18 protein-coding genes are annotated in these 17881 nt (G+C 32.6%); 12 read left to right on the top strand and 6 right to left on the bottom strand.

Annotated elements, in window-relative coordinates; all coding sequences use genetic code 11:
• Positions 1–106 precede the first annotated feature (106 nt).
• Together BM238_RS10725 and BM238_RS10720 are read left to right on the top strand one after the other, a co-directional pair.
• Positions 107–994, top strand: a complete 888-nt coding sequence (locus BM238_RS10725) for a neutral zinc metallopeptidase (protein ID WP_090080673.1) — start codon at positions 107–109, stop codon at positions 992–994.
• Between the two features lie 107 nt (positions 995–1101).
• Positions 1102–2205, top strand: coding sequence for an acyltransferase family protein (locus tag BM238_RS10720; protein ID WP_090080671.1), 1104 nt, complete (start codon positions 1102–1104; stop codon positions 2203–2205).
• 19 nt (positions 2206–2224) lie between these two features.
• Here the strand turns inward: BM238_RS10720 and BM238_RS10715 are convergent, their stop codons facing one another.
• Entirely contained in the window at positions 2225–2449 is a 225-nt protein-coding gene (locus BM238_RS10715) for a hypothetical protein (RefSeq protein ID WP_143093380.1), read from the bottom strand.
• 144 nt (positions 2450–2593) lie between these two features.
• On the opposite strand from BM238_RS10715, the gene BM238_RS10710 reads away from it, so the two are divergent.
• Both BM238_RS10710 and BM238_RS10700 read left to right on the top strand, forming a co-directional pair.
• Positions 2594–3208 (top strand): DUF502 domain-containing protein, encoded by a 615-nt coding sequence (locus BM238_RS10710; protein ID WP_090080668.1) that lies wholly within the window; start codon positions 2594–2596, stop codon positions 3206–3208.
• Between the two features lie 204 nt (positions 3209–3412).
• Positions 3413–4789, top strand: coding sequence for a tryptophanase TnaA (locus BM238_RS10700; protein WP_090081561.1), 1377 nt, complete (start codon positions 3413–3415; stop codon positions 4787–4789).
• A 24-nt stretch (positions 4790–4813) separates the two neighbouring features.
• Here BM238_RS10700 and BM238_RS10695 read toward each other — a convergent pair whose 3' ends face one another.
• The gene (locus BM238_RS10695; RefSeq protein WP_090080663.1) at positions 4814–5332 is read right to left on the bottom strand and encodes a DUF6646 family protein; all 519 of its coding nucleotides are present in this window, start codon (positions 5330–5332) and stop codon (positions 4814–4816) included.
• A gap of 154 nt (positions 5333–5486) precedes the next feature.
• A complete protein-coding gene (locus tag BM238_RS10690) occupies positions 5487–6728 on the bottom strand; it encodes a PQQ-dependent sugar dehydrogenase (RefSeq protein WP_090080661.1) in 1242 nt (413 codons plus the stop codon).
• A gap of 134 nt (positions 6729–6862) precedes the next feature.
• Here BM238_RS10690 and BM238_RS10685 point away from each other — a divergent pair, with 134 nt between their 5' ends.
• The 6 genes from BM238_RS10685 (at position 6863) to BM238_RS10660 (ending at position 14755) form a co-directional block, all read left to right on the top strand.
• Positions 6863–7231: a BlaI/MecI/CopY family transcriptional regulator gene (locus BM238_RS10685; RefSeq protein WP_090080659.1), complete on the top strand. Its 369-nt coding sequence runs from the start codon at positions 6863–6865 to the stop codon at positions 7229–7231.
• A gap of 2 nt (positions 7232–7233) precedes the next feature.
• Positions 7234–8607, top strand: a complete 1374-nt coding sequence (locus tag BM238_RS10680; RefSeq protein WP_090080658.1) for a M56 family metallopeptidase — start codon at positions 7234–7236, stop codon at positions 8605–8607.
• A 128-nt stretch (positions 8608–8735) separates the two neighbouring features.
• Positions 8736–10727, top strand: a complete 1992-nt coding sequence (gene uvrB, locus BM238_RS10675; RefSeq protein WP_090080656.1) for an excinuclease ABC subunit UvrB — start codon at positions 8736–8738, stop codon at positions 10725–10727.
• A gap of 105 nt (positions 10728–10832) precedes the next feature.
• A complete protein-coding gene (locus tag BM238_RS10670; RefSeq protein WP_090080653.1) occupies positions 10833–11501 on the top strand; it encodes a hypothetical protein in 669 nt (222 codons plus the stop codon).
• 8 nt (positions 11502–11509) lie between these two features.
• Positions 11510–13537, top strand: a complete 2028-nt coding sequence (locus BM238_RS10665) for a hypothetical protein (protein ID WP_090080651.1) — start codon at positions 11510–11512, stop codon at positions 13535–13537.
• Positions 13538–14755, top strand: coding sequence for a hypothetical protein (locus BM238_RS10660; RefSeq protein WP_090080648.1), 1218 nt, complete (start codon positions 13538–13540; stop codon positions 14753–14755).
• Positions 14756–14797: 42 nt separating this feature from the next.
• Here the strand turns inward: BM238_RS10660 and BM238_RS10655 are convergent, their stop codons facing one another.
• Genes BM238_RS10655 through BM238_RS10645 form a run of 3 tightly spaced genes read right to left on the bottom strand, consistent with a single transcriptional unit; the run spans position 14798 to position 16562 of the window.
• Positions 14798–15523: a hypothetical protein gene (locus tag BM238_RS10655; protein WP_090080646.1), complete on the bottom strand. Its 726-nt coding sequence runs from the start codon at positions 15521–15523 to the stop codon at positions 14798–14800.
• On the bottom strand, positions 15520–16239 hold the full coding sequence (locus BM238_RS10650; RefSeq protein WP_090080644.1) for a hypothetical protein: 720 nt from the start codon (positions 16237–16239) through the stop codon (positions 15520–15522). The genes BM238_RS10655 and BM238_RS10650 overlap by 4 nt, the downstream gene beginning before the upstream one ends.
• Positions 16236–16562, bottom strand: a complete 327-nt coding sequence (locus tag BM238_RS10645) for a PadR family transcriptional regulator (RefSeq protein ID WP_090081556.1) — start codon at positions 16560–16562, stop codon at positions 16236–16238. The genes BM238_RS10650 and BM238_RS10645 overlap by 4 nt, the downstream gene beginning before the upstream one ends.
• 189 nt (positions 16563–16751) lie before the next feature.
• On the opposite strand from BM238_RS10645, the gene ruvC reads away from it, so the two are divergent.
• Both ruvC and BM238_RS14425 read left to right on the top strand, forming a co-directional pair.
• Positions 16752–17306: a crossover junction endodeoxyribonuclease RuvC gene (gene ruvC, locus BM238_RS10640; protein ID WP_090080642.1), complete on the top strand. Its 555-nt coding sequence runs from the start codon at positions 16752–16754 to the stop codon at positions 17304–17306.
• 96 nt (positions 17307–17402) lie between these two features.
• A complete protein-coding gene (locus BM238_RS14425; protein ID WP_090080640.1) occupies positions 17403–17828 on the top strand; it encodes a DUF6799 domain-containing protein in 426 nt (141 codons plus the stop codon).
• Positions 17829–17881: the final 53 nt, after the last annotated feature.

The raw sequence follows: 17881 nt of genomic DNA, 5'->3' as shown, positions 1-17881 counted from the left end.
AGACAATTTGTTTTAAAACTAAATTTTAGGATAAATGTAAAAATAACTGAATATGTATAAATAATTTTTATAGCTTAGCCCCATTAACCAAACAATTTACATTTTTATGAAACAAAGCTTCACCAAAGGTATTTTTGCCGCCGCTATTTTAAGCCTTACTATTACCTCATGTACAAGTGAAAACCGAGACGAAATTGTAAGTCCGGAAGAAGTTGCAGTGCAGGCAAATGCCGAAAATTTAAACAGCGATCTTTTAGACTGTTCTTATGTTGACGTCAACTGGGCAAGTACTGCGGTTTTAAAAACGGGATTGCCTCTCGCTACGGATTCTAATTTTATGACCGGACAAATGACAAAAATAGCAGCCTATTGGAAAAGAACTAAACCTGCCTTAAGTTTTGTGAGCGATGCTGCAAACCAAAACTCAACTTATAATGCGATTTCCTACAGTACAGGAAAAATATATTACGGTTATGCCATTTTTGCTGATGCGAAAGCAAAAGGTGGAAATATTGTAAATGCGATGATTTTAGCTCATGAATATGGGCATCAACTTCAGTATGCGTATAGTTTGCCAAGTGTAAAAGAAAATACTGCACGACCAAATGAACTTGAAGCTGATGGCTTTGCAGGGTATTATTTAAGAAGACCAACAGGATACAACCAAGATACTTTTGCAAAAATTGCTGCTGCTTATGAATTTGCACAAAGCATTGGCGATTATCAAACTACGAGCGCGGGTCATCACGGAACGCCGCCACAAAGGAGATCTGCAGTTAGATTAGGTTTTTTATTAGCACAATATGATCTTACAGCGGCAGATTTTGATTACAATTTCTTCTATTATTATACAGGAGTTTTAAACGAAACTTATAGAACCGCGAAAAATACGCGCTTTCCTGAACTGGATGCTTATATGAGTAATTATACCGAAGAATTAAAACAAATTCAGACGAACGAAATTTCTGCTGAAGAATTTAAATCTTTGAAATAAACTTCTTTAAAGACAATTATAAAGGTGAAGTATAATGCTTCACCTTTTTTTGTGTTGTAAAAGGTCTTATTACCAAAACTTTATTTACTTTTATCGAAATTTGAAAAATGAAAAGAGATCTCTATATTGATTTTGCCAAAGGACTTGCGACGCTCTCCATTATTTTTATTCACACCGCTTTTTGGTCTGGACAATATTATATTTCTACCGAAATCAGAGTTTTATCCCTGGTTTTTGACGTCCCGATTTTCTTCGCATTGAGCGGCTTAACTTCCGGAAACAATATCGAGAAAACTTTCTACCGCTTGTTGAAGCTGCAAATCACTTACATGATCTTTGTGACTTTTCTCTTTTTCGCTGATTATTTTTTCAAGGTTTTTGGTTTAAATTTTTTCGGATTATCAAAATTGCAGGATTTCTACTCAACCTTTGGGACGAAATATGTTCCTCAAAATATTTCATCAATTCCACAATGGCAAAATCTGGGAAACTGGTATTTGCATCAATATACAAATGCAGACACTTTTCCGGTCGTAATGGGCAGTTTTTGGTATTTAAAAGTCTATTATATTTTGACGGTTTTTGGCGTTTTGATTTTAAAATTTTTTCCAAGACATATTTGGTGGTTTGTTGCCATTTGCTTGGGTTCAACTTTATTATTTAATATTTTTCCGTGGTTTTATCCAACTGGTCAAGTCGGGTACGTCGCTTACTATTTAGCCGTTTTTCTGATCGCACATCAATTAAAAAACAAAAAAATACCAACAAAATGGATTCCGGTTTTATATGGCACTTTAGGAATTGCGCTTGGTATTTTATTTTACATTTTCGGAAAAGAGGCATTTTATTTAATGAATAAACAAAAATTTCCACCAAAAACAGGTTATATTTTGTGGTCGATATTTTCTCTTATAACCGTTTTGATCTTTTACAACCGTTTAAAAATCACCAAAGACACTTTTATAAACTACATCGGCAGAAATGCTATCTTCTTTTATTTTGCGCAAGGAATAAGTTCTTCACTGGTCTATTTTATCGTAGTTCCATTTAAAGAAAATATTAATTGGGTTGTTTTAATGGTTATTATTTATTTGATAAATGTTACACTTGCCATCTCTATCGCATTTGGTTTAAAAAAAATGGATGCATTTGGTTGGAAAATTTTAGAATTTTTACGTAAAAAAACAGCTTCCAAAATAGAAGCTGTTTGATGAAATCTTAAAAAAATTCTTAGTTACTGTTATTATTATTTCCTCTTGTAATAAGAGCGATAATAATAATTAAGGCTACTGCACCAACTACCCAGTATATAGGATTGCCATACCATTCTGTAGATGTGGTACTTTTTGTACTGTTGACGTCAACCGTTAAATCTGCCGCTTTATCCTGGGCAAATGCAAAAGCGCTTAAAAAAAATGTCATTAAAAAAATTGAGATTTTTTCAGTTTGTTTCATAAAAATGTTTTTAGTTTGCATAAGTTTAATTATTTATTTGTTTGTTGAAATCTGTTAACCAAAACTTATGCCAAATATTTTAACACTTAAATGCTAATTCCTTAAAAATATCTTAAAAATTATACCAATTATCCAAAAACAAGAATGAGTAAAAACTTCAATCATTCCCTGAGACTTTTTCTGCGATCATTTTTGCAGGGTTTGGTGATTATTGGACCAATTGCAGCAACAGTAGGCATCATTTGGTATTTTATTTCTGGTGTTGATAATCTTATTCCTTCAATTTCGGAGCAATTTCCCGGGTTGGTTTTCGTCATTGTCATTCTGACAACCGCTTTCGTGGGTTTTATTGGTAATAAATTTATCATCGGAAAAGTAGTTGTCGACAGTTTCGATTATGTTTTAGAACACACGCCCGGCATAAAATTCATTTACACCTCATTTAAAGATGTAATGTCTTCATTTGTAGGCGATAAAAAGAAATTTAACGTACCTGTATTAGTCCAGACTTCTGAAAACCCGGAAATGTGGCGCGTTGGTTTTCTTACTCAAAGTGACTTATCTTCCGTTGGTTTTCCAAATTATGTTTCGGTTTATATGCCGCAATCTTACGCCGTTTCAGGTTGGGTTGTTTTCGTTTTGGCCTCTAATATCAAGATCTTAACGAACGTCGATGCCGCAAATGCAATGAAATTTGCCGTAAGTGGCGGCGTTGCAGGTTTCCATTCAGACGTTGCCGTTTTCAAAGCACCTGAGTAAATTTTCTCATATCTTTTTTAGGGCAGCTTTTTCCGCCTTCCATTCCCGCTTTTTTGCTAAGTAATTTAGTAAATAATTCGAACTTTATTTTCCACGCAAAAAGAGCTCCATTCAAGTCGGGCTGCAGATTTTCGCAATTTTCAATTTTTGTTTGAAAATCCACTTTCCCGCATTTTTCCACGTTTTACTTTTTACTTTAAAATTATGAAATTACCTTACGCAGAACCGTACAGAATAAAAATGATTGAAGAAATCCATCAATCAACAAAAGAACAGAGAATCCAGTTGCTGAAAAACGCCCATTTTAATTTATTTAATCTCAGAAGTTCCCACGTTTACATCGATTTATTAACAGATTCCGGAACCGGCGCAATGTCTGACAATCAATGGTCTGCATTAATGTCCGGCGACGAAAGCTACGCAGGTTCCAGATCCTTTGAAGCACTTCACGAAACTGTAAAAAATTTAACAGGATTTCCTTATTTATTACCAACGCATCAGGGAAGAGCCGCAGAAAACATTTTATTTTCAGTCCTCGTAAAAGAAGGAAATGTCGTTCCCGGAAATTCTCATTTTGACACGACAAAAGGCCATATAGAAATGAGAAAAGCGCACGCAATTGATTGCACAATCGACAAAGCATTTAATGTTGACGATCTTCATCCATTTAAAGGAAATATTGATTTAGCAAAATTAGAAAACGTTTATCTCAATCATCCAAAAGAAGAAATTCCATTTTGTTTAATAACAATTACCTGTAATTCTTCGGGCGGCCAACCGGTCTCTTTGGAAAATATTAAAGCTGTAAAAAAATTATCTGATCAATATGGAATTCCGGTTTATTTTGATGCTGCAAGATTTGCTGAAAACGCCTACTTTATTAAAACCAGAGAAGCCGGACAGGAAAATAAAACCATAAAAGAAATCGCAAAAGAAGTTTTTTCTTACGGCGACGGAATGACAATGAGTTCAAAAAAAGATGGTTTGGTAAATATAGGCGGTTTTATCGCTTTAAATAATGAAAAAGTATTTCAGGAAGCCTCAAATTTTACCATCATTTTTGAAGGATTTATTACTTATGGCGGAATGGCGGGACGAGATATGGCGGCTTTGGCAGTTGGTTTAAATGAAGCTACAGAATTCGATTATTTAGAAAGCCGGATTTCTCAAGTAGAATATTTAGGCAAAAAACTAATTGAATATGGCGTTCCCATTCAAAAGCCAATTGGCGGACACGCGATTTTTATTGATGCTTTGAAGTTTTTACCTCATCTGAAAAGAGAAGAATTTCCGGCGCAAACATTGGGTCTGGAACTATTTAAAGAAGCTGGAATTCGCGCGGTAGAAATCGGAACTTTACTCGCAGACCGTGATCCGGAAACACGAGAAAATCGCTATCCAAAACTAGAACTTTTACGTCTTGCAATTCCAAGAAGAACTTACACAAATAACCACATGGATTATATTGCCGCTGCTCTAAGAAATGTTTTCGACCGTAGAAATGATATAAAAACAGGCTACAAAATAACCTGGGAACCGGCTATATTACGTCATTTTACGGTTAAGCTGGCAGAAGTTTAAAGCAAAAAATATTTTGGAAAATGATTAATTAGGCTCGTGGTGAAGGTCAAAAGTTAAACCGGCTAGCACTGCAAACTGATTGTTTAAACGATTATTACTCTCAATGGTATTGGTGTATTTTTCAATTACAAATTGACCTTCGGTAAATAATCCGATGCCATTATTAAAGTAATATCTGAATCCAATATGTCCACCAACATCACGTAAACCAACGTTAATTCCGGGATAAAAATCCATATTTTCCGGAAATCTAAAAGTGTCTCCTAAACTTGCACTTAGACGGATCTTTGCATCAAACCTGTCCTTAAACTGCAGCGGGGTTCCATCAATTTCTTTTGCTTTAAAAATATATGCGGACTGAAGACCTACAGAAAAATATTCGCTCAAACCGTAATCGATAGTTGCGACAGCACCTAAAGCGTTTTTTCGCTGAAGATCTGCGCCCAGTTGCGCTTTCAAATCATTTTCTCCAGTATAAGCCGTGGTTTGTGAATTTGCAAAACCAATAATAAGCAGGAATATTCCTGCCAAAAAAGTTTTCATGGTGATCTAGTTTTATGGAGTAAATATAAGAATAGATTTTAATAATAAAATTAATTCTATATTTTATAATTTACCAAACAATATTAAAAATGAAATAAGTACCGCAATAACTAATTATAATTACAAATTATTTATTTTATATTAAAAATCTAAATTATTTTTTAGAAATTTTATACAATTTTCCACTATCAGTTATTGCATAGAGATTGCCGTCTTTTCCATTTAGAACATCACGGAAACGTTCATTTTTATCAGACAATAGCCACTCTTCAGCAATAACTTTATTGTTTTCAATTTTTAAACGAATGATTTTTTGACCACCCAAACAACCTAAAAATAAATTATTTTTCCATTCTTCAATATTCCCCGTATAAAAGGTAATGCCGCTCATAGAAACCGATGGATCCCAATAATAAACAGGTTGCTCCGTCCCGGATTTTTGCGTAGTGCCACCTTTTATTTTTTTGCCGCTGTACTCTGTTCCGTAAGTTACATTTCCCCAGCCATAATTTTTTCCGGCTAATATTAAATTGATCTCATCGCCACCTTTTGGACCCATTTCCGCTTCCCAAAGTTGGCCGTTTTCGTCCATTGCCAAACCTTGCGGATTTCTATGACCGTACGAATAAATTTCAGGTTTAAATTTAATATTTTTAAGAAAAGGATTGCTTTCTGCTGGTTTTCCGTCACGATCAATTTTTACAATTTTTCCCAAATAAGCCATCGTATTCTGAGCTAAAGGTCTGGTTTCTAAATCAGAACGCTCCCCAAAACTTGCGTAAAGATTACCTGATTTATCAAAAGCCAGGCGACTGCCAAAATGTTTATCACCATCATAAGTTGGAGTCGCGCGAAAAATCACCACCGGATTTAATATTTTTTTTTGATCTAAAGAAAGTTCACCTTTTCCTACTGCGGTGTGATTTCCACCATTTGCCGGTTCAGAAAAAGTAAAATAAATCATTTTATTATTTTCGTACATCGGATCGATCACCACATCCAGTAGACCGCCTTGTCCTTTATCATTCACTTTTGGCAAACCTTCAATTTTTGTAACGGTTTTTCCATCAGCTGAAAGCACGTTCAGATAACCCGATTTCTCTGTGATCAAAAATTGTCCGTCCGGAAGATTTGTAATTCCCCAAGGTCTGCCAAGATTTGAATTAATCACCTGAACCTCGTATGCCGTTTTTGTCTTTAAACCTTTAACTCTGGTTTGATTTTCAAAGGCGGACTTATATTCTGGAGAGTTTTTTTCCACGGTTTCAGGGTTTTGTAAATCGCCACTGATGTTTGTTTCTGTCGAATTAATTTTTTGATTTTGAGAATTTCCGGAACAGGATATTAAAAGAGAAAAAACAGCAAGCGTCGCTGATCTTAAGAGTAAATGTGTCATAATCAATTTTTTAAAAGAATTGCAAAAATTATTCCTTCGTAAAAATTACTCTTTTTTTTAAAAATAATTAAAAAAATATACAATTAATTAAATTTTTATTCTACATTTGTAGAACAATATTATAGTTTGTAGAAATGAACCAAAAATTAACAGAAACGGAAAAAATCCTGATGGATCTTCTTTGGGAAAAAGAAACTGCTTTTATGAAAGATCTTTTAGAAGCTTTTCCTGAGCCAAAACCAGCACCAACAACCGTCGCAACTCTATTAAAAAGAATGCAAAATAAAAATCTCGTTGGTTATAAAACCTTCGGAAATTCCCGTGAGTATTTCCCAAAAATTGAAAAAGGAAAATATTTCACCGGAGAAATGAAAGGTTTGATAAATCAGTTTTTTAATAATTCCGTGACGCAGTTTGCCTCCTATTTTACTGCAAACGCAAAACTTTCTCAGAAAGAATTGAAAGAACTTCGCGATATGATTGACAAACAAATAAAAGATTAATTATGGAAACTTACATTTTTAAAATAATCCTATGTTCTTCGCTTCTCATTTGCCTGTATTATTTGTTTTTAGAAAAAGAAAGAACTTTTAAGTTTAACAGGTTTTATTTAATATTTGCTTTGGCTTTTTCTTATTTAATTCCTTTTTTAAGTTTAAAATTTCCTCAAACGCAAAAAACACAAACGGCTTTAATTTTTCAAGACGCAGGTTCTGAGATTATAATTTCAAAAATTCCGGTGGAATCTACTTTTAATTGGACTTTAATGGTAATTTCAGTTTATGGTTTGATCACAATTTTTCTTTTAGTAAAAAGCGTTTTTTCTGTTATTAAAATTTTAAAATTAAAAGGAAAATTGATCAAAATAGAAAATCAGAAAATCAAAATTTTAGAAGAAAACCTTTCGCCTTTCAGTTTTTTCGGAACACTTTATTTGGGCAAAAAGTATTTTAAAAACGGTAAAATTGATGACCGAATTTATCTTCACGAGAAAAATCATATTGATCAAAAACATAGTCTGGACTTGCTTTTTATTGAGATTTTAAAAATCTTTACCTGGTTTAATCCAGCGCTTTATTTTTACAAAAAAGCAATTATCACCAACCACGAATTTTTAGCAGACGAAAATGTTTTAGCAAAAAAATTTGAAATTAAACCTTATCAGCAACTAATTTTAGAAGAAATTTCAACTTACCAAAACCGAACATTTACCAATCAATTTAATTTTAACAATACCAAAAAACGATTTATTATGATGACAAAACCCAACTCAAAATTTGCGGTGATCAAAAAGATTTTTGCAATATTCATTTTTGGAATTTCAGCTTGTCTTTTTGCGAAAAAAGTGTATTCCAGAAATACAGAAAAACAACCTGAGAATAAAATAACCTCAGTAAAAATCAGTAAAAGCAACCCTGAATTTTCACCGTTAAAAAGTGAAATTTTAAAAATAAAGAGTGACACGATTAAAAAACCAATAAAAGTACAAAAACAAAAAGTAAACAAAGGTACTTTAGTTGCAGAAACTGAAATGGCGCCACCGCCACCGCCACCGCCGCCAAGTGTAACTCAACAGATACCTGCAGAATTTCCAGGCGGATTAAATGCTTTGAGAAGTTCTGCTGCAAAATTTTTTGACGCATCTATTTTCAATGGTGATGAAAGCCTGATGAAAACTACAATCTTTTTTAGAATTGACGAAACAGGAAAAGTCACGGAATATTTTAAAAGCGACGGTAATAATGAAAAATTTAATGCTGAAGCGATAAACTCTTTGAAAAAAGCGAATGATGGTGTAATGTGGAAACCGGCACTTCATGATGGGAAAGCAGTTTCTTCTGTGTATAGAATGCCTATGACAATGAAATTTGAAAAATAAAAAAAAGGTCTCAGAAATTGAGCTGTTAATAATGTAGAAATTAATTTTCCTTTCTTTTTTTCGTAAATTTGTAAAGAACAAAACTAAATTTTTGTTCTTTTTTCTTTTCTTATTATTCTTTAAAATTTATGAAATTTCAATTAGAATCCGAATATAAACCAACTGGAGATCAGCCAACTGCAATAAAAGGACTGGTAGACGGTCTTAATCTTGGCGAAAAATACCAGACGCTTTTAGGTGTTACCGGTTCCGGAAAAACTTTTACGATTGCCAATGTTGTAAATGAAGTTCAAAAGCCCACTTTGGTTTTGGCGCATAATAAAACTTTAGCAGCGCAACTTTTCATGGAATTCAAGGAATTTTTCCCAAATAATGCCGTGGAATACTTTGTGAGTTATTACGATTATTACCAACCGGAAGCTTTTATCGCATCCTCAAATACTTACATAGAAAAAGATCTTTCCATAAATGAAGAAGTAGAAAAGCTAAGACTTTCTGCGTCTGCAAGCTTACTTTCGGGCAGAAGGGATGTTCTAATTGTGGCGTCAGTTTCCTGTATTTATGGTATTGGAAATCCGGCAGAATTCAATAAATCTTTAATTGAGGTTGAAAAAAATGAAAAACTTTCTCGTACAAAACTATTGCATGCTTTAGTTAGTGCGCTCTATTCCAGAACTTTGAACGAGTTCCAGCGCGGTACGTTCCGTGTGAAAGGTGATGTTGTCGATATTTATCCGGCTTATGCAGACAGCGCGGTGCGAATTCAGTTTTTTGGTGATAAAATCGATACGATTCAAAGTTTTGATCCCGTTTCCGGAAATGTGTTGTCAGATTTTGAAAACATCAGAATTTATCCCGCCAATTTATTTGTAACGTCAAAAGATACAATGGTCGGCGCAATTCGTGCGATTCAGGATGATCTGGTTAAGCAGGTTGATTTTTTTAGAGAAATTGAAAAACCTTTTGAGGCCAAACGTTTAGAAGAAAGAACGGAATTTGATCTTGAAATGATCAAAGAACTCGGCTACTGCAGCGGAATTGAAAATTATTCCCGTTATTTAGATGGAAGATTGCCAGGAACACGACCATTTTGCCTCTTAGATTATTTCCCGAAAGATTTTTTAATGGTAATTGATGAAAGTCACGCTACAATTCCACAAGTTCACGCGATGTATGGCGGTGACAGAAGCCGAAAAGAGGTCTTAGTCGAACACGGTTTCAGACTTCCCGCAGCGATGGATAATCGTCCGTTGAAATTTCCCGAGTTTGAAGATATGCAAAATCAGGTAATTTATGTTTCCGCGACGCCTGCAGATTATGAATTAGAAAAATCCGGCGGTACTTATATTGAACAAATTATACGTCCAACAGGGCTTTTAGATCCGGTGATTGAGATAAAACCTTCTTTAAACCAAATTGATAACTTAATTGAAGAAATTCAAAAAAGAGTTGAAATTGATGAACGCACTTTGGTTACGACTTTAACCAAGAAAATGGCAGAAGAACTGACAAAATATTTCGTAAAATTTGGAATTAGAACGCGTTACATACACTCAGATGTTGAAACGTTGGAAAGAATTCAAATTATGCAGGATTTGCGATTAGGCGTTTTTGATGTGTTGGTTGGTGTCAATTTATTACGTGAAGGTCTTGATTTACCCGAAGTTTCGTTAGTTGCTATTTTGGACGCTGACAAAGAAGGAATGCTTCGTTCCCGACGTTCTTTGGTACAAACAATTGGTCGTGCTGCGAGAAATATTAACGGAAAAGCCATTCTTTACGCCGATAAAATTACAGGTTCCATGCAAAATGCGATCGACGAGACCAATTACAGACGCGCAAGACAAATGGAATATAATGAGCAACATGGCAAAGTTCCGACGGCTTTAAATAAAAAAATCAGCGAAAACATGGTGGGAAGAAGTAAAGATTTCCCCGATTCAAAATACACTCAGAAAGAATTGATCCAAAAAGTTGCCGAAGAAAAAGCGTCTTACGGAGAAAATACCGATCTTTTAATTGCAGCGAAAAAAGCGGCAATGGAAAAAGCGGCGAAAAATCTGGATTTTATAGAAGCTGCGAAACTTAGAGACGAAATTGCGATGTTAAAAACAGATTAAATTTTAAATTTCTGAATCAGATTTAAGTAAAAATTTAAGTTGATCAATAGATTTTAACGTTTTATTAAGAAAAAATTTATCTTTGTAAAAGACGTTGAAATATATATGAAATTATTCGTTAAAATAGTTATCTCTTTATTACTGCTAATATCCTTAACAAGCTGTTTTGATATTCTTGATAAAGTAACATTAAAATCCGATGGAAGCGGAGAATATTCTCTTATTTTAAATGCAAGTAAGAGCAAAACGAGAATTGCGTCACTCTCAAAAATGCAGACGGTAAACGGAAAAAAATTTCCCACAAAAGCAGAAATTCAGACCAAAATCAATGCAGCGGCTGCAACTTTCACAAGTATTCCCGGCATCAGCAATGTGAAAACAAGCGCAGATCTGGAGAATTATATCATAAAACTCAGTTGCAGTTTTAAAAAAATTGAAAATATAAACGAAGGTATAAAGCTTTTAAAGACCAAAAAAATTATCGGGAAAATGTTTCCGTCGCTTTTGTACACGAACGACATCGTCCAAAAATCTTTTACCAAAAATAAAATTAATTCCTACAAAAGTGATTACGATAAACTTGGCGTGGCAGACAAAGAGATTTTCAATACTGCCAAATATATTTCTATTCTTCAGTTTCAAAACGTGATAAAATCCCAGTCTAATTCAGCTTTTGCAATTTCGACTGATCGAAAAGCACTTAAACTTGAAGGGAATATTTTAGATTTTATTCTTCAGAAAAAACAAATAAACAATACTATTTTATTTAAATAAATTCATTTATGAAATATTTTCTACTCTATAAATTTTCCACATTAGTTCTGCTTTTATCATTTTTAGGATTTTCAGCACAAAACAAATTTAAACTGCCGGAAAACACCGTTTTTTATATGGAAATGAACGGCAAGCAACTCAATGGTAAAGTGAACTGGGCAAAATTCAACCCGATCTTTAAAAAAATACTGGAGAAAGATAAAAAAGTGGCGATCTGGAATGACTATTCTAAAACGGGAATAAAATATGATGACACTCAATTCCACTATTTCACGTCTAATGATTCTGTAAAATCTTATTCCACACATTTTATTTTGGATGATGTAGAAAGGTTTAGAAATTTCATTAACACGACGAAAAAAGAAGGTTTAGAAATCACCAAAAAAAGCAATTATTCCTACGTCAGCTTAGATGAAAAAACTTTTGTCGCCTGGAATGAAAAACGTGCTGTTTTAAAATTTATAACTTACAGCAAACCTTTTAAATATGATAGTCTTATTGAAACTGACAGTACGGAAATAGCCTCCGACAGCATTATCACAAATATTCCGGAAGATCAAACGGTGGATAAGTCTTTTGATTATAAAGAAGAAATCAAATATTTAGAAGAAGAAATTGTTGACAACGAAATATATATAAGAGAGTCGCAGGAAGATAATATCAGGATTCGAAAAGATATTGCTTATCTAAAGAAATTTCATAAATATCCGAAAATCAAGGAGATTCCGACGCGTGAAAACGAAGACGATGAAGCATCTGAAATGCCAACGCCAGAGAATGAGGAAAATTATAATGCAGAAGAAGAGGAAAAAAATTATCAAAAAAGAATGGATTCGATCAACATTGCCGAATTTAAGATCGTTAAGAATTTATCAGAAAAATCTTTCGACGAAATCTTTAGTTCAAATTTTATAATTGATATTCCGGCTAATAAAATGAAATTTAAAGATGATAAATCTGATCTTTTTGCTTACTCCAATTTCAGTTCTATGTACAGAAATAATCAAATGATCCCGGGTTTGCCATCTTACGCGATGATCCAGAATTATATGACTAAAGTTTCTAATTCAGATTCATATTATAACCTGTACTTTGATAAAGACAAGGTAAAACTGATCAGCAATTATAGCAATCAGGATCCTGCAATTCAGAAAACGATAGGTGATTTCTACAGCGGAAATTTCAATAAAAAATTGTCAAAATTAATTTCAGATAAGAGCATAGGATACTTTGCACTCAACATTAACGGTTACAAAAGTTTTGACGCAACTTATGATCTGATCAATAAAATCTCTGAAAACCAGAAATTCCAAAAGGAAATTTCTTTAATGGTAGAAACAATCAAAATTGTGCTGGACGAAAAAGCCATTTCGAAAATCATTCCGGGAAATGCGATCTTTATTTTAAACGATGTGACTTATAGAAATATCGAATATAAGGATTTTGAATACGATGATGACTACAATGAAAAAGAGATTAAAAAAACCAAACAGGTTGCGACGCCCGATTTTACAGTTGCTTTTGTAACGGAAAATGACACTTACTGGAAAAAAATATTTGATCTTCTCACAACGAATAAAACCACCGCAGAAAATTTCGTAAAAAATGGCGATCTGTATCTTTACAAAAAGACAGACAGCAGCGAAATGGACAATATGGTTTTCGCAGTAAGAGATGGAATCGTCTATATCAGCACTTCGGCAGATAATATTGGCGAAAAAATGCAATCTGCTGTCACTAAAAAAAATGCAAAAGAATCTTCAAAACATTCCATCGCAGGTTATTTAAACATTCAAAAACTAATTGGCTTACTTGGCGCTGAATTTTCGGAGAAAAAAGAACAAAATTTATACAATTTACTACGTAAAAATGCTGGTGAAATCATTTATAAAACTGATGTAAAAGCAGAAAGTATTCAAACGGAGGTCAATTATAATATTAACAGCACTTCAGAAAATAGTCTGATGTACTTTTTTGATCTTTTTGATGATATCAGTGACGCGATAAAGCCGGAGGAGATTTCAAATACACTGTAAATGCTAAAAAGAAAAATTGCGCCGGTCATTTTTTTAGTGATCGCTATTTTGAGCTATTTTGTGTTTTTTCATGAGGACAAAACTTTAAAATTTATACCAAAAAATGCTGATGCAGTTATCTTAATTAATGTAAAAAAAATAAAACGACAGGCAGTTTTCAGCTTTTTAATGCATCCATCAGGTTGGTTTAAAAGTTCTAAAAAGTCAGATCTATATAGTTTATTTCGAAAATCCGGCATTGAATTACCTGATTATCTACAACTATTTCATTTAAAAAATGGCAAAATTTCCGACTGGAATACGGTTGTTGAAATTGCAGATTTAAATGCCTTTTTGCTTTTTTTAAAAGAATGCAAATTCAATAAATCCGACAACAATACCTACCAAAAAGACGGTATTTTTCTCAAAATAGAAGATGAAAAATGTTTGATTTCGACTTCAAATTCTAACTTTAATTATTTAAAAAAAGCCGCGAATAACAAGTTTTTTGAAGCCGATGAATTTATAGGAATTTCTACGGGAAGTTTATCTTTTTTGTCAAATCAAAAAATCACCAACTTTGAAATCGAGTGTAGCGAGAATGAAATTGAGATAAAAAACTCATCGAATACAAAACTGTTCAAGAGCGTTCTAAAAAGTGCCGAGGCAAAAAACCAATTTTTAGATCTTGAACTTGACGCTTCAAATATTCAAACTTTTTCTCAATTTTTTCGGAATAATTTTCAATATCCTTCCGGGGTTTTGGCAGTAAAATCAACGGTCGCATTAAAACAGGTTCAGGATACGATCATAACGTTTGGCTATGATGACAACTTTAATGAAGTGGAAAAAAGAAGTTTTCAAAAAATCATAAAACCTAATTATTTTATTGCTTTCCAAACTTCTAATCCCGATAAAACATGGGAATTTTTTAAAAATAAAAAATGGATAAATAGTGGAAATCAGTTTACGGCGATACCGTTTCAACCTAATTTCATCAATAAATACGGAAAACAAATCATCGTAAATTCGCAAGAAAAAATTACCAAAACAGGAAATTGGTCAAAGAACAACTATATTTTTCTTAAAAATGATCCACTTTTTTTAACTTTTTTTTCTTCTTTAAATGCGCCACAAAAAAGAATTATTTCAAAACTAGATTATGTTTTTTTCGGCAATAAAGATGAAAATTATTATATCCTGATAAAATTTAAAAAAAGTAAAGAAGCTTATTTTTGATTGCAAATCTTTCTAAATTTAAACTTTGCTGATATTTAATTTTCAACTTGGTTTTAGATATTTTAAAAAAGGTTTTACGATTTCTAATTGTTTTAAAAATTTAATTTGTGAAATGATTGTTAATGAAGCTAATGAAAAAATAACTATTAAAAGTAAATAAGGAAAAGCATGATTCCAGAAATCTAGATTAAACCCTTTAAAATTACCAAACGAATTAAAATTTTCAGGGTGATTTAAAACTTGTTGAATTAAATTCACGGGAAGAACTGCCAAACTTAAAACCAAAGCCGTGTTATGCTGGTGAAGACTTAAAGTGTAATTATCATATTTTCTTGTCAAATTAAACTTTTTAAAATTAATTATAAAAATAATTAATGGGTAGATAAATATCGCGGAAACAAGAATACAAATTAAATATTGAAATAAATTCTGTGGCAAAAACTTACTCATTAAAATCGTGAAAAGCATTCCAAATAAAGTCACTTTTAAAGCAAAATAAATATTATCTTTTACAATATTTTTAGAAATCCTTCGCATTAAAAGATTAGAATCGTTTATATCCATTCCTCCCGCCCAGGATAAAGTCAAATCTTTTCGCCAATTTTCTTTTACATTTTTAAATGCGTCGTCAAATGATAAATCTTTCTCAAATTCTAAAGTTTTTATTTGAATAATAAAGTGATCATTTACTTCCAATAAAATATCAATTGGAAGTTTTTTATCTAATAAATAATCTCGGATTTTGTTTTCTTCAATTTTAGAAATCATAACTTAAAATTTATTTTTTGTTCCAAGATTTTTAAAGATTTTTTGTATTCCAAAAAATTTATGAAACCATACAACCAGCCATAAGCATAAATATTTAATGTAAATAATGTAGCAAACAATATGACTGTGATTTCACCATGATTTATCAAATTAAAAATTGATAAATAATATCGATCAAATTTATTTTCGAAATCAAATAAAACATAAACTGGAATAAAAATTCCCACCATTGTAAAGACTGCAGTTCCTTGTTGCAAATAACTTATCTTTCTTCTTTTAGATTTTGCTGTAATTTTCAGCATTTTATAATTAAATAGAAGTAACCATAAGTACATGAAAGTCATTAAAGAATATATTCCCAAAATAAAGTTGTGCGCAAGTGTTTTATTAAAATAAAGAAATGAAGAACTCAATAAAAAATAGATTGCAAAATATAATCCCGATTTTTTTAATATTTCTAAATCTGCTTTTCGGTTTGTTTTACGATGAATATTTGTTCTGGATTCTCTAATAAAAAAAGTTTTTTTCATCACCAAATCTTCCTTCCAAGATTCTTTAATTTCAGAAAAAGCCAAATAAAAATCTTTGGATTCAACTTCCATTTTGTGGCTTAATTGCTCACGAATGTGATCTAAAATCTCAACTCTTAAATCTAATGGTAAATTTTTTTCCTTTAAAAATTCGCCAATTTCTATGTTTTCTTCGGAAGTGATCATACGTTGAAAATGGCATTGAGATTAAACAAATAACTTTTCATTTCTACTTCATGTTCCGCTTGTTGGCGTTTTCCTTTGTTGGTCAGGAAATAATATTTTCGATCTCGTCCGTTTACATTTTGCAGTTCCGCAAAAATTAAACCTTCGTTTTCTAATTTGTGTAACAACGGATAAAGTGCGCCTTCAGTCATTTCCAGTTCGCCTTTCGTCAATTCTTTTGCACGTTGCGTGAGTTGATAACCGTACATTTTTACTTCGGTTGAAAGCAATTTCAAAATAATATTTTGAAGTGTTCCTTTATATAATGCGTTTTTTTTAGCCACAATTTTTGTTTTAATACATAACAAAGTTATACATAATTTTCTTATGTATAAAAATTATTTTTATCTTTTTGTCATTCTGACGCAGGAAGAATCTCAAAAAACAAGATTCTTCTCTTTGCTGCGTTCATTATGACAAAAAGCAAAAAATATTAAACATTAATTTTAAATAAAAACTCTAAATTTGCCTTAATGCAAAGCGAAAAAATAATTTTAGGAATTGATCCTGGAACGGCGATAATGGGTTTTGGTTTAATTTCCATTAAGAATAATAAAATGGAACTCATTTCCATTCACGAACTTATTTTAAAAAAATATCCAAATCACGAGACGAAACTGAAAGTTATTTTTGATAAAACTTTGGCCTTAATTGATGAATTTCATCCGGACGAAGTGGCTTTGGAGGCACCATTTTTTGGGAAAAATGTGCAATCGATGTTGAAGTTGGGAAGAGCGCAAGGTGTCGCAATGGCGGCAAGTTTGCACCGCGACGTTCCAATTTGTGAATATTCGCCAAAAAAAGTCAAAATGGCAATAACCGGAAATGGAAATGCGAGTAAAGAACAAGTTGCGGGAATGCTGAAAAATCTATTTAATTTAAAAGAATTGCCTTTAAAATCGCTTGATGCGTCCGATGGTTTGGCTGTTGCAGTCTGCCATCATTTTAATTCAGGGAGCATTTCTGCGGAAAAATCTTACACAGGATGGGACGCTTTTTTAAAGCAAAACCCCGAAAGACGTCAGTAAATCGCACATTGTGTGTAAAATATAATCTGTTTTTTTTTAAATTATTTTGTATATCTATTTTTATTACATTAGCATGATAATCAAAAAATAAATATTATGAAAAAAGTAATGTTACTTATGACCGCAGGTGTTTTATTAGCATCTTGCAGTAAAAAAACAGAAACGACCGACACAATGGCAAACTCTGACAGTGCTGCAATGATGAATGACACCACAATGGCGACAGCTCCAATGGCAGATTCTACTTCTGCTATGGCTCCTGCTGGTGGCGCTATGATGGACAACAGCACATCTATGAAAAATGGCGACGTGATGATGAAAGATGGCAAAATGATGACCATGAAAGACGACAAGATGATGATGATGGATCAGGATATGACCATGTCAAACGGAACTAAAGTAATGAAAGACGGAAACGTTATGATGAAAGATGGTTCTAAAATGATGATGAGTGATGGTATGATGATGAATTCTGCTGGAACAGCAATGGACAAAGACGGTAAAATGATGGACAATAAATAGTCTGTCTTTTTTTTTATTTAAAAGCCGGCATCTTTTCCAGATGCCGGCTTTAT

It is taken from the genome of Halpernia frigidisoli (assembly GCF_900113805.1).
In the GTDB taxonomy this organism is placed as follows: Bacteria; Bacteroidota; Bacteroidia; order Flavobacteriales; family Weeksellaceae; genus Halpernia; species Halpernia frigidisoli.
The sequence above is the reverse complement of the archived record's forward strand: the minus strand, read 5'-3'. Positions and strand labels throughout refer to the sequence as shown.